The sequence below is a fragment of the Pseudomonas sp. RIT778 genome (assembly GCF_019718735.1).
GTDB classification, from domain to species: Bacteria; Pseudomonadota; Gammaproteobacteria; order Pseudomonadales; family Pseudomonadaceae; genus Aquipseudomonas; species Aquipseudomonas aphyarum.
Genome location: NZ_JAIHBA010000048.1, coordinates 1 through 17,309 on the forward strand (window position 1 = coordinate 1; position 17,309 = coordinate 17,309).

General features: G+C 61.7%; 18 protein-coding genes. 6 read left to right on the forward strand and 12 right to left on the reverse strand.

The features are described 5' to 3' along the window. The 6 genes from K5E37_RS26840 to K5E37_RS26865 all read right to left on the reverse strand — a co-directional run. A partial coding sequence (locus tag K5E37_RS26840; RefSeq protein ID WP_221535602.1) for a D-aminoacylase occupies positions 1 to 1,022 on the reverse strand: 1,022 nt, incomplete at its 3' end. Between the two features lies 1 nt (position 1,023). Then, the gene (locus K5E37_RS26845) at positions 1,024 to 1,884 is read right to left on the reverse strand and encodes a MurR/RpiR family transcriptional regulator (protein ID WP_221535603.1); all 861 of its coding nucleotides are present in this window, start codon (positions 1,882 to 1,884) and stop codon (positions 1,024 to 1,026) included. Between the two features lie 15 nt (positions 1,885 to 1,899). Then, positions 1,900 to 3,249, reverse strand: coding sequence for a GntP family permease (locus K5E37_RS26850; protein ID WP_085608174.1), 1,350 nt, complete (start codon positions 3,247 to 3,249; stop codon positions 1,900 to 1,902). Positions 3,250 to 3,498: 249 nt separating this feature from the next. Continuing rightward, positions 3,499 to 4,392: an NAD-dependent epimerase/dehydratase family protein gene (locus K5E37_RS26855; RefSeq protein ID WP_221535604.1), complete on the reverse strand. Its 894-nt coding sequence runs from the start codon at positions 4,390 to 4,392 to the stop codon at positions 3,499 to 3,501. A gap of 103 nt (positions 4,393 to 4,495) precedes the next feature. Beyond that, positions 4,496 to 5,407, reverse strand: coding sequence for a LysR family transcriptional regulator (locus K5E37_RS26860; RefSeq protein WP_127796859.1), 912 nt, complete (start codon positions 5,405 to 5,407; stop codon positions 4,496 to 4,498). 60 nt (positions 5,408 to 5,467) lie between these two features. Further along, entirely contained in the window at positions 5,468 to 6,058 is a 591-nt protein-coding gene (locus K5E37_RS26865; protein ID WP_179692729.1) for an NAD(P)H-dependent oxidoreductase, read from the reverse strand. A gap of 201 nt (positions 6,059 to 6,259) precedes the next feature. Between K5E37_RS26865 and K5E37_RS26870 the strand changes: the two genes are divergently transcribed. Beyond that, entirely contained in the window at positions 6,260 to 6,574 is a 315-nt protein-coding gene (locus K5E37_RS26870; protein ID WP_102687323.1) for a putative quinol monooxygenase, read from the forward strand. Here the strand turns inward: K5E37_RS26870 and K5E37_RS26875 are convergent. After that, on the reverse strand, positions 6,564 to 7,328 hold the full coding sequence (locus tag K5E37_RS26875) for a sulfite exporter TauE/SafE family protein (RefSeq protein WP_221535605.1): 765 nt from the start codon (positions 7,326 to 7,328) through the stop codon (positions 6,564 to 6,566). The two genes, K5E37_RS26870 and K5E37_RS26875, sit on opposite strands and share 11 nt — an antisense overlap. Before the next feature lie 230 nt (positions 7,329 to 7,558). On the opposite strand from K5E37_RS26875, the gene K5E37_RS26880 reads away from it, so the two are divergent. The 5 genes from K5E37_RS26880 to K5E37_RS26900 all read left to right on the forward strand — a co-directional run bounded on the left by K5E37_RS26880 (position 7,559) and on the right by K5E37_RS26900 (position 10,481). Further along, positions 7,559 to 8,440: a LysR substrate-binding domain-containing protein gene (locus K5E37_RS26880; RefSeq protein ID WP_221535606.1), complete on the forward strand. Its 882-nt coding sequence runs from the start codon at positions 7,559 to 7,561 to the stop codon at positions 8,438 to 8,440. A 45-nt stretch (positions 8,441 to 8,485) separates the two neighbouring features. After that, on the forward strand, positions 8,486 to 9,061 hold the full coding sequence (locus K5E37_RS26885; RefSeq protein ID WP_221535607.1) for an NAD(P)H-dependent oxidoreductase: 576 nt from the start codon (positions 8,486 to 8,488) through the stop codon (positions 9,059 to 9,061). A 51-nt stretch (positions 9,062 to 9,112) separates the two neighbouring features. Continuing rightward, on the forward strand, positions 9,113 to 9,490 hold the full coding sequence (locus K5E37_RS26890) for a MerR family transcriptional regulator (protein WP_221535608.1): 378 nt from the start codon (positions 9,113 to 9,115) through the stop codon (positions 9,488 to 9,490). Between the two features lie 146 nt (positions 9,491 to 9,636). Next, positions 9,637 to 10,146, forward strand: a complete 510-nt coding sequence (locus tag K5E37_RS26895; RefSeq protein ID WP_007953834.1) for a flavin reductase — start codon at positions 9,637 to 9,639, stop codon at positions 10,144 to 10,146. A 59-nt stretch (positions 10,147 to 10,205) separates the two neighbouring features. Beyond that, positions 10,206 to 10,481, forward strand: a complete 276-nt coding sequence (locus K5E37_RS26900) for a LysR family transcriptional regulator (protein ID WP_007953837.1) — start codon at positions 10,206 to 10,208, stop codon at positions 10,479 to 10,481. 50 nt (positions 10,482 to 10,531) lie between these two features. Here the strand turns inward: K5E37_RS26900 and K5E37_RS26905 are convergent, their stop codons facing one another. The 5 genes from K5E37_RS26905 to K5E37_RS26925 all read right to left on the reverse strand — a co-directional run bounded on the left by K5E37_RS26905 (position 10,532) and on the right by K5E37_RS26925 (position 17,295). After that, on the reverse strand, positions 10,532 to 11,089 hold the full coding sequence (locus tag K5E37_RS26905) for a chorismate lyase (protein ID WP_179692734.1): 558 nt from the start codon (positions 11,087 to 11,089) through the stop codon (positions 10,532 to 10,534). Positions 11,090 to 11,163: 74 nt separating this feature from the next. Then, positions 11,164 to 11,529 (reverse strand): helix-turn-helix transcriptional regulator, encoded by a 366-nt coding sequence (locus tag K5E37_RS26910; protein ID WP_102687318.1) that lies wholly within the window; start codon positions 11,527 to 11,529, stop codon positions 11,164 to 11,166. Between the two features lie 130 nt (positions 11,530 to 11,659). Beyond that, positions 11,660 to 13,111 carry an efflux transporter outer membrane subunit gene (locus K5E37_RS26915; protein ID WP_221535609.1) on the reverse strand — a complete coding sequence of 484 codons (1,452 nt, stop codon included), beginning with the start codon at positions 13,109 to 13,111 and terminating at the stop codon, positions 11,660 to 11,662. Between the two features lie 9 nt (positions 13,112 to 13,120). Then, positions 13,121 to 16,198 carry a MexW/MexI family multidrug efflux RND transporter permease subunit gene (locus K5E37_RS26920; protein WP_221535610.1) on the reverse strand — a complete coding sequence of 1,026 codons (3,078 nt, stop codon included), beginning with the start codon at positions 16,196 to 16,198 and terminating at the stop codon, positions 13,121 to 13,123. Further along, a complete protein-coding gene (locus tag K5E37_RS26925) occupies positions 16,195 to 17,295 on the reverse strand; it encodes an efflux RND transporter periplasmic adaptor subunit (protein WP_221535611.1) in 1,101 nt (366 codons plus the stop codon). Before K5E37_RS26925 ends, K5E37_RS26920 begins: the two co-directional genes overlap by 4 nt. Between the last annotated feature and the right edge of the window lie 14 nt (positions 17,296 to 17,309).

Below are 17,309 nucleotides of genomic sequence, written 5' to 3' on the forward strand. Positions count from 1 at the left end.
TAATACACCGCGCCCGCCGGTTGCAGACGCTTGGCGGCATCGAGTAACGACACGTTCCATTCGGCGGCGATGTCCATCAGGTCGCGACCGCCCATTTCCGGATGCGGCGTCGACCAGGTGATGGTGATGCGGTGGGCGTCGGTGACTTGCTTCAGATCCAGGGTCGAAGAACTCGCTGCATACGGATAGCAATCGCAGCCGACCGGGTGAGTTTTCGCCGCCTCTTCCAGCGAAGCAAGCAACTGCGGACTGCGGCCCCAGTTACCGGCACCGGCGCATTTGAGGTGGGAAATGATCACCGGTGATCGTGCGTGACGCCCGATGCGGAAGGCCTCATCCATCGCCTCCAGCACCGGTTCGAATTCACTGCGCAAATGCGTGGTGTACACCGCGCCGAACGCATTCAGTTCTTCGGTCAGTTGCATGACTTCATCGGTGGATGCCGAGAATGCGCTCGCATACGCCAGACCTGTGGATAAACCGAGGGCACCCGCCTCCAGGCTTTCACGCAACTGCTCGCGCATCGCGGCGATTTCATCGTCAGTCGCGGTGCGGAACAGGTCATCAAGATGATTGCTGCGCAGCGCCGTGTGGCCGACCAGCGCCGCCACGTTCAGTGTGGTGTTGGCCGCCTCGACCGCCGCGCGGTAATCGCTAAAACGTGGATAGACGAATGCTGCCGCCGAGCCGAGCAGGTTCATCGGATCCGGCGGATCACCGCGCAAGCTGACCGGCGCGGCACTGATCCCGCAATTGCCGACAATCACCGTGGTCACGCCCTGGCTGAGCTTGGGCAGCATTTGTGGCTGGCGAATCACCACGGTGTCGTCGTGGGTGTGCACGTCGATGAAACCCGGCGCCAGCACACGCCCGGCGGCGTCGATTTCCTCGGTGGCGCGGGCCTCGCCCAAGTCGCCGATGCGCGCGATGCGGCCATCGAGGATCGCCACGTCGGCGGCGTAACCGGGGCTGTTGCTGCCGTCGATGACCAGGGCGTTGCGAATCAGGGTGTCGTACAGCATGTCAGTCTCCCAGCGGCAGGTGATCGTCGCCGCCACGGTATTCGTCGAGGGCGAGTTTGATCCGCCGCAGACGCTCTTGATTGTCTTCAGGATTGGCCAGCGCCAGCTCGGTGGCCAGCACGTCGATGGCGAGCAGCATGCCGTAGCGTGCCGCCGTCGGTTTGTAGATGAACGAGGTCTCGGCGCCTTGCAGCGGCAGGACGATATCGGCCAGCTCCGCCAGCGGCGAGTCGGCGCGAGTGATGGCGAGAATCCGTGCGCCGTAGTTGCGCGCCAGCGCTACGGTCTCCAGCAACTCCGGGGTGATGCCGGTCAGCGAACAGACGATCACCACCTGCTCGGCGCTGAGGCTGGCGGCGGTGACGCGCATCATCACCGCGTCGTGGCACACCGCAATCGGGTAGCCGAGACGCACCAGCCGCACTTGCAACTCATCGCTGCACAGGGTCGAGCAACCGCCGATGCCGAAGGCGTGAATCATCCGCGCCTGGCCCAGCAACTTCACCGCATCGGCGAAGCGCGACTCGTCGAACGCCGCCAGATGCTGGCGCAAGGTGGTTTCAATATCGCCGACGATCTGCCCGTAAAACGCCGACTGCTCGGGCGTGCCCGCCGGGTCGAGGAAACGGCTGCCAACACCACTGGCCTGAGCCAGTTGCAGGCGCAGGTCGCGCAAGTCGCGGCAACCGACCGTGCGGGCAAAACGCGACAGCGTGGCGGTGCTGACTTCGGCCCGCTGCGCCAGCTCTTCGAGGCTGGCGGAGGCGGCAAATCCTACGTCGTCGAGCATCAGACGGGCGATGCGTCCTTCACCGGCGCTGAAGAAATCCTGACGGGCGCGGATCTGATAAAGGATGTCCATGGCGGATAACTCCGACTACAGCAGGTAAGAAAGACCGACGGTCAGGGCGAAAGCGACAACCGAGATCAGGGTTTCCAGCACCGTCCAGGTCTTGAACGTCTGGGCCACCGTCATGTTGAAGTATTCCTTGATCAACCAGAAGCCGCCGTCGTTGACGTGGGAAAAGATAACCGAGCCCGCGCCGGTCGCCAGCACCAGCAGTTCCGGGTGTGGATAACCCAGACCGATGGCCACTGGCGCCACTACGCCGGAAGCCGTGGTCATGGCGACGGTGGCCGAACCGGTGGCGATGCGCATCAACGCGGCGAACAGCCAGCCCATGATCAGCGGCGAAAGGTGAAATTCGTGGGCCAGGCCGACGATCTGATCGGTGACGCCGGCGTCCACCAGAATCCGGTTCAGACCGCCACCGGCGCCCACCAGCAAGGTGATGCTGGCGGTCGGTGCCAGGCATTCGTTGGTGAATTTGAGGATCGATTCCCGGTTGAAACCCTGCGCGATGCCGAGCGTCCAGAAGCTCAACAGCGTCGCCAGCAACAGCGCAATCACCGAGTTGCCGATGAACAACAGGAACTGGTTGAAGCCGCTGCCCGGCGTGGAAATCAGATTGGCCCAGCCGCCGATCAGCATCAACACCACCGGCAACAGAATGGTCGCCATGGTGATGCCGAAACCCGGCAGGCTGTCGCGGGGTTCGCGTTCGAGGAATTGTTTTTCCAGCGGGTTATCCGCCGGCAACTGAATGCGCGGCACGATGAATTTGGCGTACAGGGGACCGGCAATGATCGCCGTCGGAATACCGATGGCAATCGCATACAGCAAGGTCTGCCCGACCGACGCCTGATAGGCCTGCACCGCCAGCATCGCCGCCGGGTGCGGCGGCACCAGCGCATGCACCACCGACAGACCGGCGACCATCGGCAGACCGACCATCAGAATCGACACGCCAACCCGCCGCGCCACGGTAAAGGCAATCGGCACCAGCAACACGAAACCGACTTCGAAAAACAGCGGCAGCCCCACCAGAAACGCAATGCACACCATCGCCCAGTGCGCGTTCTTCTCGCCAAAGCGTTCGATCAGTGTGCGCGCCATCTGCTCGGCACCACCGGACTCGGCCATCATCTTGCCGAGCATCGTCCCCAGCGCCACCACCAGCGCAATGTGCCCCAGCGTCTTGCCCACCCCGGCCTCATACGCCCCCACCACGCCGGACGGCGGCATCCCCGCCACCAGCGCCAGGCCGATGGAAATCAGGGTGATGACAATGAACGGATTGAGCCGGTAACGGGCGATCAGAACGATCAGGGCGATGATGGCAACGGCGGCGTACACCAGCAGCCAATAGCCGAAGGACGGTGTCATGCGGTACTCCTCGAAAGGGTCACGTTCGAATGGGTTGTGAAACTCATAAATCATTTCGAGATCGAGTTTTCAAACGAAGTGAAAGTAATTTTCGTGGAGGGATAAGGGTTGTCGTTTTTGGATATGTCCTGTCGCGAATAATGAAAATCGCGGGGTGGGATTTTCATGATCCTCGGGCACAAAAAAACCGGTGAAAACAAGCAAGCTTGCTTCCACCGGTCCCGGGGGCGTCACCTTTTCAACGTGGACTCACACCATTTCGTTACGAATCCATTCAACCACCGACGTGCGCTTCGGCGCCCAGCCCAGCTGTTCGCGGGCGTGTTTGCCGCGTACGCGGCTGTTGGAGCCAAGGCCGTAGTTGGCCATTTCGTAGCCCCACTCGGCTTCGGCGTCTTTCAGCGGCCAGTCTTGTGGCTCGCCGAGGTTCAGGGCTTCGGCCATGGCAGTGGTCATGTCGATGAACGACGCTTCGCCGCTTTCGACGAAGTAGAAGGTGCCCGGGACGTTTTTGGTCAGGGCCAGCAGGTACAGCGCCACCACGTCTTCGATGTGCACGTTGGACCAGATGTTCTGCCCGGTGCCGACGTGACGCACCACGCCGCTTTCGCGCGCCTGTTTCAGCAGGCGCGGCAGTTGCACGCTGTCGCGATTGACGCCCAGGCTGTGGCCGTAGATCAGGGTGTTGCAGATGACGGCCGAGTTCACGCCGTCCTTCGCTGCGGCGAGGATCAGGTTGTCGATGGCCACGCGTGCGGCCTTGTCGACGGTCGGCTCCGGCAGGTTGTCTTCGAAGTAGATGACGTCGCTGGATTTGCCGCCCGAGGCGTCGCCGACGATGCTCGAACCGCTGGTGTGCAGGAACACTTTGTTCGAGCCGCGCAGGGCATCGAGCAAGGCTTCGACCGCGCCGCGATGATCGCTGCTGGCGGCGTTGATCACGGCGTCGGCGGCGCGGGCCTGTTCGGCCAGCAATGCGCTGTCGTCGAGAGTGCCGATCACCGGGGTGATGCCCAGTGCTTTCAACTCATCGGCCTGTTCCGCGCTGCGTACAAGACCGGTGACGGTGTGGCCGGCCTGAACCAGACCGGTGGCGATGGAGCCGCCGATAAAACCGGCAGCGCCGGTGACGAATACGTTCATGGAGAAACTCCCTGCGTGAGTAAGTGATGCAACGAGTATCGACCGGCGAGCTCGGTGGAAAAACCCGCCGACAACCAAATCACTGTTGCGCAGGGGTCACGAATCAGCCTTTGAAATCGGCGCTGGCGTAAGCCGCCAGTTTGCTCTGGATGAAGTCGAGGAAGCACTGGATACGCAATGCCAGTTGCGAGTTACGGTAGTACACCGCATTGATCGGCTGGCGATAACCGCTGTTGAAGTCCGCCAGCAACACCTTCAGCCGCCCGGCACGTATGTCGTCGATGGTCATGAAGTGCGAGAGGCAGGCAATGCCCTGGCCTTCCAGCGCCAGATGCCGAACCGTCTCGCCGCTGGAGGCGCTGATCGCCGGGGTGATCGGCCAGCGGTCGCCGTGCACGTAACGCAGCGGCCACTGGTTGAGGCCTTCGTTCTGGGTGAAGCCGAGCAAGGTGTGTTCGCTCAGGTCGGCCACTTGCAACGGCGCGCCATGTTTTTCCAGATAGGCAGGACTGGCGACGATCAGCAGCGGGCTGCAACCGAGCGAGCGGGCATGCAACGTCGAATCGGCGAGGGTGCCGATGCGGATGGCGACGTCGGTGCTTTGTTCCAGCAGGTCAATGATCAGGTCATTGCTGTTGAGTTCGAGCTGGATGTCCGGGTACAGCCGCCGGAATTCGTCGATGTACGGCACGATGGCGTGGAGCATGAACGGCGATGCGGCGTTGATGCGCAGCCGTCCTGATGGCGTTTGCTGGCGCGAAGAGAGGCGCTCTTCGAGCTGGTCCATCTGATCGAGGATCAGCTTGGCCTGTTCGAAGAAATACTTGCCCTCCTCGGTCAAGTCCATGCGCCGTGTGGTGCGGTTGATCAGCGTCGTGTCGAGCTTGGCTTCCAGCCGCGACAGCGTGCGGCTGACGGCCGACGGCGTCTGTCCGACCTGCTCGGCGGCGGCGGAGATCGAACCGCATTCGATCACGCAGACGAAAATCTGCAACTCATCGGATCTGGCTTTCACGGGTGTCCTCGAATCGAAAGGCCTGCAGCGCAAGCTCAGGCCTTCGATAGTAGCCGAGCGTCAGGCCTTGAGGCCAAACACCTCGGTCAGATGCTGCTCGTAACGCGCCACATCCGCTTCGATGTTCGGGCGTTTCATCACGTCCACACAGAGGAACGTCGGCAGGCCGGTCATGCCGAGGAACTCGTTGGCCTTGTGGAACGGGAAGTACACCGCATCAACGCCTTTGGCTTCGAAGAAGTCGGTCGGGTCATCGAACGCCTGCTGCGGCGCGTTCCAGGTCAGCGACAGCATGTACTGCTTGCCTTGGATCAGGCCGCCGCTGCCGTACTTCTGCGACGAATCGGAACGGGTGCGGCCGTCGCTGGCGTAGAGGCTGCCGTGACCTTCGGTGAACACTTCATCGATGTACTTTTTCACGGTCCACGGCGCGCCCATCCACCAGCCCGGCATCTGATAAATGATCACGTCGGCCCAGAGGAATTTCGCGACTTCTTCGGCGATGTCGTAACCCTCGTCGATGAAGGTGGTCTTGACGTCGACCCCGCCGCGATCCAGCACGCTCAGCGCGGCTTCGTGCAGGGTGGTGTTGTAGCGACCGTCGGAGTGGGCGAATTTTTTACCGCCATTGAGCAACAGCACTTTTTTCATGGGAGAGCCTCGATCGGATTCCGATGCGCAGCGCAGAGCGCTGGGTGGAGAAGGGGAAAAATTGAATGGCGGCAGATTAACGATCCGCCTCGCGCGGAATAAGCACCGATTGCGCAAAATTCATTTGAGTAAAACGCACGAATCGAACGCCGATTATTGCCTTAGGATTGGCCGCCATCTGAATCTGAGGAGTTTTTTGCGATGAGCGAACGCCAGGGTTTCATCCTGCACGCCAAGACCCGCCCGGAAAAAGCCGAGGCCTTCGAAGCATTTTTCCGCGCCTATGTCGAACCGAGCCGCGCCGAACCCGGCTGCATCGAGTACCACATGCTGCGCGACAAGGAAGACCCGAGCCTGTTCATTTTCTACGAGATCTGGGAAAGCCAGGCGCATCTGGACGTGCACTCGAACCTGCCGCACATGCAGCAGTTTCTGGCCCAGCGCATGGAGTATCTGGAGCGGGATTTCGATATCCGCCCGATTGAAATGCTCAGCGCCTCGTCCGCTAGCCGCTGATCAGCAGATGGGCGCCGAGCGCGCCCAGACCGATGAAGAACACCCGCTTGAACAGCACGGCACTGATGCGCTGACGCAGCCATTGCCCGAGCAACATGCCGAGGACAGCGGGGATCAGCGCCAGCAGCGAGGCGCTCAGTTCCGCGCCGCCGAGCGACCCGCGCCAGAGCAATCCGCCGGCCAGCGCCAGGGTCGACACGGTGAAGGACAGGCCCAGCGCCTGCACCAGTTCATCGCGGCTCAAGCCCAGGGCCTGTAGGTACGGGACGGCGGGAATCACGAACACGCCGGTGGCCGAAGTGATGACGCCGGTGATCACGCCACACAGCGGACCGAGCCACGGTTCATGGCGGCGACTGACACTCAGCGTCGGCAGGAACAACCCACTCAACGCATAGAGCAACAACGCCGCGCCAAGTCCGCGCACTACCCAATGCCCACCCGCCATGCCGATCCACAAAGTGCCCATGGCCGTGCCGAGAAAGATCGCCAGCAGCATCGGCCACAAGCGTTTCACCAGCCCCTGCAAATGCCCGCCGAATGCCAGTTGCCAGACGTTGGTGAGGGTCGCCGGAATGATCAGCAATGCCGCAGCCTGCGATGGTGCCATAGCCAGACCGAGCAAACCCATAGCGACAGTGGGCAGGCCGAGACCGATCACACCTTTGATCATGCCGGCGACGACGAAGGTCGCAATCACCAGCAATGAAAGGGCCAGACCGAGGTTTTGATAGAAATCTGCGAGTGCGTTCATGGCCACACTTTGCGCCTGCGCGGGTGAACTGAAAATCTGTCATACACTGAGGCAGCCTCTACCTGTACAAGAGGCTTGTAAATTCTTCGCGGCCACTGGCCTCTTCGCGGGCAAGCCCGCTCCCACAGTGTTTGTGTTGTACGCAGAACTTGTGTTCGACATCGGACCTGTGGGAGCGGGCTTGCCCGCGAAGGCGTCAGGACTGACACCACTGATATTGAGGCTGCCCCATGCACTTCGACCTCACCGACCTGCGCTTGTACCTGCACATTCTCGACAGCGGCAACATCACCGCCGGTGCCGCTCGCAGTCATCTGTCGCTGGCGGCAGCCAGTGCGCGGATCCGGGCGATGGAAGCGTCGCTGGGCACCGAGTTCCTTGAGCGCGGACGCCGTGGCGTTACGCCTACACCGGCCGGCAAAGCCCTGGCGCAACATGCGCGGGTGTTGCTGCAACAGGCCGAACGCCTGCAACAGGATCTGGCCGAATACGCGCGCGGCGTCAAAGGCCAGGTGCGTCTGCTGTGCAACACCACGGCGCTCAGCGAATACCTGCCGGAGGTGCTGGCGGATTTCCTGCGCGAGCACCCCAACCTCGACATCGATCTGCAGGAATTGCCCAGTGCCCGCATCACCCATGCCTTGCGTCAGGGCGCGGCGGATCTGGGCATTGTGTCCGACGCGATCGACACCAGCGACTTGCAGACCCGAGCCTTTCGCGATGATCCGCTGGTGCTGATTCTGCCGCTGGAACACCCACTGTCTGACGCGACCGAAGTCGGCTTCAGCGACGCCCTGCGTTACGACTTCGTAGGGTTGCATGCCGACAGCGCGCTGGCGGTGTACCTGGAAGAACAGGCCCTGCACAGCGGCTCGCGGATGCAGATCCGCATCCGCGCCGATGGTTTCGACGGGGTGATGCGCATGGTGGCCCGAGGTGCCGGTCTGGGCATCGTGCCGTTGGCGGCGGTTCAGCGCGCCACGCCGCAAGCCTTCAAGACCCTGCCGATGAATGAAGGCTGGGCCAGGCGCAAACTGTTGCTGTGCGCCCGCGACTTCGCCGCTCTCCCCGCTTATGCCCGCGCCGTGCTCGACGCCTTGACTCTGCCCTGAGGGGCAGACTTTACCCTTGGGGTTTCTTCCTCAAGGGCAGTCATCATGGGCAAGCGGATTTTGTTGATTCTCGGCCATCCATCCAGCGAAAGTTTCTGCGCGGCACTGGCCGGACGCTACTTGGAATCGGCCCGCGAGGCCGGGCACGAGGTGCGGCAACTGTCCCTCGGCCAACTCGATTTCGACCCGATCCTGCGCGCAGGCTACCGTCAGGTTCAGACACTTGAACCGGATCTGCTCCAGGCCCAGGCCGACCTGCTGTGGGCCGAACACCTGACGCTGGTGTACCCGATCTGGTGGGGCGGGATTCCGGCGCTGCTCAAAGGTTTTTTCGACCGGGTCCTGCTCCCCGGCTTCGCTTTCAAGTACCGCCAGGGCAAAGCGTTCCCCGACAAACTCCTGCATGGTCGCAGCGCCCACCTGCTGGTCACTATGGACACCCCGCCCTGGTATTACCGCTGGATCTATCGCATGCCCGGCCTGCACGAGGTGCGCAAAAACACGTTGGCGTTCTGCGGTATCGAACCACGCCGGACACTGACCTTCGGACCGGTGCTCGGCGCCAGCGACCATCAGCGCGAAACCTGGCTGAAGCAGGCCGGATCGATTGCCCGCCATTGAGTTTTCCGCTATTGGTGCTCGGGCCCGCTGACGGAGAAAAGGGATTTGCACATGTACATCGGCCAGGCCGCACAGCGTTCGGGAACCACGATCAAGACCATCCGCCATTACGAGTCGATCGGCCTGCTGCCCGAGGCACGGCGCGAGGGCAAATACCGGGTCTACGACCCGCAGACGGTCGAACTGCTGAGCTTTATCAAATGCGCGCAGGCGCTGGGATTTCGCCTCAGGGAATTGCAGGCGATCTTTGCCGGCCAGCCCGAACTGACGCCTTATGAAAAGGCCCGCCGCGCGATTGCCGACAAGCGACAGGAGATCGCGGCGCAGCTGCTGAAACTCACGCAACAACAAGAGGAACTGACCGCGTTGGAGGCCAGCCTGGAACACGCGCAACAGCAATGCCTGTCGAGCGTATCGACCACAAAATAAGCACAAGGAATAGCTTGCAAGGTACGTATACATACGTACTATATCGCCAGAGCGAACGTGTTGCCCGATACCCGTTTTCGCACAACGACAACGGACAAGGAAGAACGGATCGGCTCCATTAAACCTACATGGAATGAGGTGACGCGATGGTTGATTCAACGGAGTTTCGTAATGCGATGGCGATGCTGGGGAGTGCCGTCACCATCGTCACGACCGATGGCCCTGCGGGGCGTTTCGGCTTTACCGCGTCGGCGGTGTGCAGCGTGACGGATTCACCGCCCACGCTGCTGGTGTGCGTCAATCGCTCGTCGTCCAATCACGAGCATTTCAAGACCAATGGCGTGCTGTGCGTGAACGTCCTGACCGGTGATCACCAGTCGACATCAGGGGCGTTCGCCAATCGGCAGTTGAGCATGCAGGAGCGTTTTTCCAGCGTGAATTGCCAGACCCTCAAGACCGGTTCGCCAGTGATCGAAGAAGCATTGGTCAGCCTCGATTGCCGGGTCAGCAAGGTCGATGAAGTGGGCACTCACAGCATCTTCTACTGTGAAATCCTCGAACTGCAGCAACACAGCGAGGCCACGGAAGGCCTGGTCTACTTCAACCGCAGTTACTACCGTCTGAACGACGAACTGCGCCTGGCACCCGAGCAGTGATCCAGACACCCGCCGGCATCGCAGATTGCTAGCCGGCGGGCCATGACAGGGATGTAACCATGCTATTCAATGAAGACAACTTCGCGGATATCGACCTGAACCTGATCATCATTTTCCTGGTGCTGTTCCGCGAACGCAGCGTGTCACGCACGGCCGAGCGCCTGCACGTCAAACAACCCGCCATCAGCGGATCGCTGGCACGACTGCGCAAGCGGTTCGATGATCCTCTGTTCCTACGGTCATCCAGAACCATGCGCCCGACCTCGAAAGCCGAGCAACTGGCGCAAGCGCTGACGCCGGCCATCAAGCAGATCGAAGCGGTGATCCGGCTCTGAAAAACCGGCGAAAAAAACCTGCGGGCGTGAACGCCCGCAGGTTTTTTTCATCAGGCCGACTTGAGCGCCTGAGCGTATTCAACCCGTGCCCAGAAGGCAGGCAAAAAGCACTCGCTGACCAGCAGCGCCGAACCATTGCGGGTGAAACGCGAACGCCGGGCCAGCAGACGCTTGGCCTGTGGCGCGAAGCGATAGGACAGCGCCGCCAGCGGTGCGCCGGGGGACAGCAAGGCGCACTGAAAAGGCTCGCGCAGGGTCTGCTCCGAGGTGTAGAGAATCTCCGCCAGCGGTCGACGGCCATAGCCGTTCAGATCCGCCCAGTCGCCATTCAGCGCCGGCACGCTGGTCAGGCTGCGCGCGGTGACGCAGGCCTCGCCATCGAGCTTCATCACCACTTCGCGCACCCAGCCGAGGGTGGCTGGCGGCACGTTCAGCGCTTGCGCTTCTTCAGGATTGAGCGGGCCATGGGACTGCTCGACGACTTCGATTGAATAATCGCCCATGGCTTTCAAACGTGGGGTCAGTGCCCCGGGCAAAAACAGCCAGTGATGCTCGGAGCCGGTCAATTCCGACAGCGGTCGCGATGACCAGTAATGACTTGTATCCATACCCGCTCACACCTTCCTGGTGATGGTGAATTGTTGGTTGCCGTGGAAGGCCAACCCTTCACCGGCGGTGTCTGTCACTCGGCTCCGTTTTCTTCGGTCACTTCGTGTTTGCTGATGACGCTGATGGTCTGTTCATCGGTCTTGACCGCCGCCAGCAGCGAGTCGAGCAATCCCGGAAAACGCACGTCCATGTCTTCACGACGCAGGGACAGCAGGTTTTCCCGACCGTAAGGGCGCTGCCAAATCAGGCCGCTGTCGCGCAGTACCCGCCAGTGGTGGGTCATGGTCGACTTCGATGCGCCCTTGAGGATCCGGCCGCATGGATGTTCCTGGCCATCGGACAACACTTTCAACACGGTCAGGCGTAGCGGGCTTCCCAATGCGTTCAGCACATTTTCCAGAAGGATCTGATCCTGATTGGGATGATTCGGGACGTTCATAGGTAGGTACCCTTGATGATATAGGCGGGAAAAATCCGGCTTGTATTCGTCTATACGAGAACAGTAAGACTATACACAAGATGCTTTTTCCCCGCGACAGCCGCCCCGAGGGCGGCGTCCCGCAAATCAACTACAAATCGCTGCTCTGCGCTGTCTCCAGCGCGGGCGCCTGGAAGCCGCCGCCCAGCGCCGCCATCAACGAAACCGAACTGTCGATGTGCTTGCTGTTGAGGAAGGCCAGGCGCATTTCGTCCTGGATCAATTGCTGCTCGATGTTCAGCGCATCGAGGAACGTGTCCTCCCCGGCCTTGTAGCGCGACTGCGACAGATCGTAAGACGACTGCGCAATCGAACAGGCATCGCGCTGCACGACGATCTGCTGCTCGAACGAACGCAACTGCGTCACCGAAATCGCCACCTCGTGCAGGGCCGAATTCAACACCCGATTGTACTGCGCAATCGAACTGTCGAGTTCGGCATTGCCGGCCTTCAGATCCGAGCGCAGACGACCCGCATCGAAGATCGGCAGCGACACCGTTGGCGCCACATTCCAGAACTTGCTGACCCCGGCGAACAACGCATCACCGGTCAGCGCATGGGAACCCGCCGCTGCCACCAGATTGATGTTCGGGTAGAACGTGGTCTTCACTGCCTCGACGTTCTTGGTCTCGGCCTCCACGCGCCAACGCGCAGCGACGATGTCCGGACGACGGCCCAATAGTTGAGCCGGCAACTGCGCCGGCAATGCCACCACGCTCGCTTGCAGATTCGATGGCCGCTCAAGCGTGTGCGCACGATCAACGCCCTTGCCGATCAGCGCCGACAGTTGAAGACGAGCAATTTCGATGTCTTCGTTGGCGCCGATCAGGGTCGATTCCGAACGCGCCTTGAGGCTCTGCACCTGCTTGAGTTGCGACAAGTTGTCGAGCCCCGAGCCATAGCGTGAATCCGTCAGATCCACCAGTTTGCTCAGGCGTTCGAGATCCCGTTGATTGAGCTCCGAGACCTGCCACGCATACGACAACTGGTTGTAAGCCTTGACCACGTTTGTCGCCAGAATCAGCCGCGACGATTGCAGATCGACTTCCGCCGCTCGTGCGCTGTTGAGCGCCGATTCCCACGCGGCACGCTGGCCGCCCCAAAGATCGAAGGTGTAGCTGAAATTCACCGCCAGATTGCGTGCGGTGAAGTACTTGTGGCCCTCGCCGCTGTAGTCCTCGAAGCGTGACAGCCGACCGCGAGTGACACCCGCCGACGCGTCCATTTCGGGATAGCGCTCGGCATCGCGCAGGTCGAGAAATGCGTTGGCCTTTGCGACCCGCGCAGCGACTTCCTGCAGGTCCGGATTGCTCGCGTACGCTTCTTCGATCAGCGCGCCCAGACGTGGATCACCCAGCGATGTCCACCAGTCCGCACGCGGCCATTGGGCCGGCGGCAACTTGTCTTTCAGGCTGTCGGACGGCGCATCGCCGACCGCAAGCAATTTGCCCTGATGATCGATCCCGGCGTAGTTCACACAACCCGCCGCCAACAGGATGGACGCCGCCAGCGGCGCCAGCATCAAACGTGTAATCGAATGCATGTCACGTCCTCACAGGATGGGTTGCGGCACACCGGCCGGTTCGGCTTGGGGTGCGTGGCTCGGTTGCTTGATCGAACTGAGCAGTGTGTACACCGACGGCAGAATGAACAGGGTGAACAAGGTGCCGATCAGCATCCCCACCACAATCACCAGGCCCAGGCCGAAGCGGCTGTTGGCGCCGGCACCGCTGGCGAACAACAGCGGCGCGAGGCCGACTACCATCGCCGCAGTGGTCATCAGGATCGGCCGCAGACGCACCTGCGCGGCGTGCTGGATCGCTTGCACGCGGTCCATGCCTTGCTGGCGCTGCAACTCGTTGGCGAATGCAACCATCAGGATGCCGTGCTTACTGATCAGACCGATCAGCGTGATCAGGCCGATCTGGGTGTAGATGTTCATCGAGGTCATGCCCAGCGCCAGCGGCACCAGGGCTCCGCAGATCGACAGCGGCACGCTGATCAGGATGATGAACGGATCGCGAAAGCTCTCGTATTGCACGCTCAGCACCAGGTAGATGATCACTAGGGCCAGGCCGAAGGTGAACGCCAGGCTGTTGCCTTCCTGCACGTATTGGCGGGCGTCGGACTGCCAGTCGAAACTGAAGCCGGCCGGGAAGCCTTCCGATTGTTTTTGCAGGAAGCCCACCGCATCACCCAGCGTCACGCCCGGCGCCGGAATGGCCTGGAACGTGGCGGAGTTCTGCTGGTTGAACTGGGTCAGGCGGTTCGGCTCGACCTTGACGCTGAGGGTGGCCAGCGTCGACAGCGGCACCGGATTGCCCTTCTGATCCTTCACGTAGTACAGCTTCAGGGTTTCCGGGGTCAGGCGATCCGCCGACACCGACTGCGGAATCACGTCGTAGGAACGGCCGTGGAACGAGAACCGGTTGACGTACTTCTCGCCGATCAGGCTGTTGAGCGTTTCGCCGATGTCCTGCATGCGGATGCCCAGAGCGTTAGCCTTGGCCCGGTCGACCTGGATTTCCACCACCGGGTTGTTGAAGTCCAGATCACTGTCGACCACCGCGAACAGACCACTGGCTTGTGCGGCTTGCTTGAGCTGATCCATCACGTTGTACAGCGCCAGGTATTCCTGATCGCTGCGGATCACCATCTGCACCGGCAGACCACCGGTGGAACCCGGCAACGGCGGCATCTGGAACACGAAAATGCTCGTGCCTTCGATCTGGTTCACCCGCGCCTGCAAGTCAGGCTGGATGGTATTGGCATCGCGACCGCGTTTTTCCCAGTCCACCAGGTTGATCCCGCCGACGCTGTTGGACAGACCGTCGGAACCGTTCGCCACCCAGTTGCTGTAACCCTCTGGGATTTCGTTGAAGGTCTTGTACAGCTCGTGGGCGTAGGCTTCGAGGTAATTCAGGTTGGCGTGCTGCGGTGCCTTGATCGCGGTCAGCAGAATGTTCTGGTCTTCCAGCGGCGCCAGTTCGGTCTGCGCCGAGCGATAGAGGAACGGCAGGCTGAAGAAGATCACCAGCGCCACGCTCAGGCTGATCCAGCGACGCGCCAGCGAACCGCCGAGCAGCGCGCCGTAACGACGGGACAGGTACTGGAAGAAACGATCCGCCTTAACGGCCATGAAACCTTCGCTGGTTTTCGCGTCCAGCAGGCGGGTACTCATGATCGGCGACAGGGTCAGGGCGACGATGCCGGAGATCACCACGGCGCCGGCCAGGGTCAGTGCGAACTCCTTGAACAGCGTGCCGGTGAGGCCGCCCATCAAACCGATCGGCGCGTACACCGCCGCCAGGGTGAAGGTCATCGCTACGACTGGCCCGGCCACTTCACGGGCGCCGATCAGCGCAGCGTCGAACGGCGTCTTGCCCTCTTCGATGTGACGGTGAACGTTTTCCACCACGACGATGGCGTCGTCCACCACCAGCCCGATGGCGAGCACCATGGCGAGCAGGGTCAGCAGGTTGAGGCTGAAGCCGAACATCTGCATCAGCATCGCCGCGCCGAGCATCGACAGCGGAATCGTCACCAGCGGAATCAGCACGGTGCGGAACGTACCGAGGCACAGGTAGATCACCAGCACCACGATCACCAGCGCTTCGAGCAGGGTGTAGCTCACCTCGTCGATTGACGACTGAATGAAGTGCGCCACTTCGAACGGGATCTGCACGGTCACGCCCGGTGGCAGGGTTTCCTGAATCTGCGGCAGCAATTCACGCACGCGTTTTACGATGACCAGCGGGTTGCCGGTCGGTGCGGCGTCCAGACCGAGGAACAGCGCCGGCACATCGCTCATCGCGCCGCTGGTGTCGGTGGAGGCTGCGTTCAGTTCCACAGTACCGACGTCACGCACACGGATGATGTGGCCGTTGTCGTTGCGCAGCACCATGTCGCGGAAATCTTCGACGCTGTTCAGGTCGGTGTTCACCCGCAGGTTGCTGACCACGTACAGACCTTTGACCTGACCCGGTGCCGCCTGGAAGTTGTTGCCCTCGATGGCCGCCGACACGTCCTGCCCGGTCATGCCGTATCCGGCCAGACGCTGCGGATCGAGCCACAGGCGCATGGACAGTTTCTGCTCGCCCATGATGTTGATCTTGGCCACGCCTTCGATGCCGGCAAACATCGGCTCGACGACGCGGGAGATGTAATCCGACATCTCCGGAATGGTCAGGTTGGAGCTGGCGAACGCGACGTAGGCCACGCTGGTGAAGCCGCCGGAAGTGCGCTCCACCACCGGGTCGTACGCGTCCTTCGGCAAGCGGTATTTGATCTGGTTGACCTTGGCCATGACCTCGGTCAGCGCCGCGATGGAGTCACTGTTCAGTGCCATGCGGATCGTCACCTGGCTGCGACCCTGGGTCGAAGTCGACGACAGATAGTCGATGCCCTCGACCGAGGCCACGGCCTGGCTGATCGGTTGGGTGACGAAGCCTTGCATCAGTTCCGAAGAAGCGCCGGGATACTGGGTCGTGACCGTGATGGTCGATGTTTCCAGCATCGGGTACTGGCGGATCGGCAAGTTCATCAGCGCGCGCACCCCGAACAGCAGGATCAGCGTGCTGACCACCACGGCCAGCACCGGGCGGCGAAGAAAGAGGTCGGTGAAATTCATTTTTCCAGCCCACTGAGTTTAAGAGCAATCGTGTCCGGGACGCCTTCCACCGCCACGCCGTCGTGGAGCTTGAGCTGGCCGGACGTCACCACTTGCACGCCTTCGGTCAGGCCCTTGTCGACCACCGCCCAGCCATCGCGACGCTCGCCGACCTTGATGCTTTCGCGCTTGACCTTCTGCACGCCGGCTTCGTCGGTGTAGACCGAGAACACGCTTTCGCCGTAGGCGTTGTAGGTGATCGCGGTTTCCGGAATCAGCAGCTCGGCGGTCTGCGGCAGGGTCACCGAGACCCGTGCATACATGCCGGGACGCAGGCGTTTTTGCGTGTCGGTAATGACCGCTTGCACGTTGATGGTGTGGGACTGGTTGATCTGCGGATCGACCGCCACGATCTTGCCGGCGAAGGTCACATCACCCCAGGCATCGACCTTGGCCTGCACGGTCTGGCCCAGTTGCACTTGCGAGCCATCGCGCTCAGCGAGGGTGAAGTTGACGCGCAGCAGCCCCGGATCCGTCAGGGTCGCCACCGCGCTGCCGGCTTGCAGGTATTGGCCCAGATGCGCCTGGCGAATGCCGAGGGTGCCGGCGAACGGCGCACGAATGTGCCGTTGGGCGATCTGCGCCTGCATGCGCTCCATGTCGCCTTTGGCCGCGTCGTATTGAGCGCGGGCACTGTCGAAGGCGCGACGGCTTTCAGCGCCGGTCTTGGCCAGTTCCTGGACACGGGCAAACTGCGCCTTGGCCGATTCGTACTCGCCTTTCAGGCGCACCAGTTCGCCTTGCTCCGGCGCGTCGTTGAGCTTGAGCAGCACCTGCCCCGCCTTCACTTCATCACCGGACTCGAAATCGATGTCCACCACTTTGCCGCTGACTTCAGCCGACACCAGCACCTGACGCTGGGCTTCGAGTTTGCCGATGGCTTCGAGGTAGTAGGTGTAGGGTTGTTTCTTGACCACGGCCAGACCGACCCGGGTGCTGGGGATCCGTTGCTCGGCCGCCGCCGGTGGCGGCGACCAGAAACGCCAGCCCAGTGCAGCGGATAACACCACCACAAGAATAATAAAGATCAGCGACTTGATAATGTTTCGAGCAAGCATGTGGCACTCCCTTG

Excerpts from the sequence above, each read along its gene's own strand:
- K5E37_RS26925 (WP_221535611.1), bottom strand. The coding sequence starts at position 17,295 with ATGCTTGCTCGAAACATTATCAAGTCGCTGATCTTTATTATTCTTGTG.
- K5E37_RS26915 (WP_221535609.1), bottom strand. The coding sequence starts at position 13,111 with ATGCATTCGATTACACGTTTGATGCTGGCGCCGCTGGCGGCGTCCATC.
- K5E37_RS26895 (WP_007953834.1), top strand. The coding sequence starts at position 9,637 with ATGGTTGATTCAACGGAGTTTCGTAATGCGATGGCGATGCTGGGGAGT.
- K5E37_RS26865 (WP_179692729.1), bottom strand. The coding sequence starts at position 6,058 with ATGAAAAAAGTGCTGTTGCTCAATGGCGGTAAAAAATTCGCCCACTCC.
- K5E37_RS26875 (WP_221535605.1), bottom strand. The coding sequence starts at position 7,328 with ATGAACGCACTCGCAGATTTCTATCAAAACCTCGGTCTGGCCCTTTCA.
- K5E37_RS26885 (WP_221535607.1), top strand. The coding sequence starts at position 8,486 with ATGGGCAAGCGGATTTTGTTGATTCTCGGCCATCCATCCAGCGAAAGT.
- K5E37_RS26845 (WP_221535603.1), bottom strand. The coding sequence starts at position 1,884 with ATGGACATCCTTTATCAGATCCGCGCCCGTCAGGATTTCTTCAGCGCC.
- K5E37_RS26870 (WP_102687323.1), top strand. The coding sequence starts at position 6,260 with ATGAGCGAACGCCAGGGTTTCATCCTGCACGCCAAGACCCGCCCGGAA.
- K5E37_RS26880 (WP_221535606.1), top strand. The coding sequence starts at position 7,559 with ATGCACTTCGACCTCACCGACCTGCGCTTGTACCTGCACATTCTCGAC.
- K5E37_RS26850 (WP_085608174.1), bottom strand. The coding sequence starts at position 3,249 with ATGACACCGTCCTTCGGCTATTGGCTGCTGGTGTACGCCGCCGTTGCC.
- K5E37_RS26900 (WP_007953837.1), top strand. The coding sequence starts at position 10,206 with ATGCTATTCAATGAAGACAACTTCGCGGATATCGACCTGAACCTGATC.
- K5E37_RS26890 (WP_221535608.1), top strand. The coding sequence starts at position 9,113 with ATGTACATCGGCCAGGCCGCACAGCGTTCGGGAACCACGATCAAGACC.
- K5E37_RS26905 (WP_179692734.1), bottom strand. The coding sequence starts at position 11,089 with ATGGATACAAGTCATTACTGGTCATCGCGACCGCTGTCGGAATTGACC.
- K5E37_RS26920 (WP_221535610.1), bottom strand. The coding sequence starts at position 16,198 with ATGAATTTCACCGACCTCTTTCTTCGCCGCCCGGTGCTGGCCGTGGTG.
- K5E37_RS26910 (WP_102687318.1), bottom strand. The coding sequence starts at position 11,529 with ATGAACGTCCCGAATCATCCCAATCAGGATCAGATCCTTCTGGAAAAT.
- K5E37_RS26855 (WP_221535604.1), bottom strand. The coding sequence starts at position 4,392 with ATGAACGTATTCGTCACCGGCGCTGCCGGTTTTATCGGCGGCTCCATC.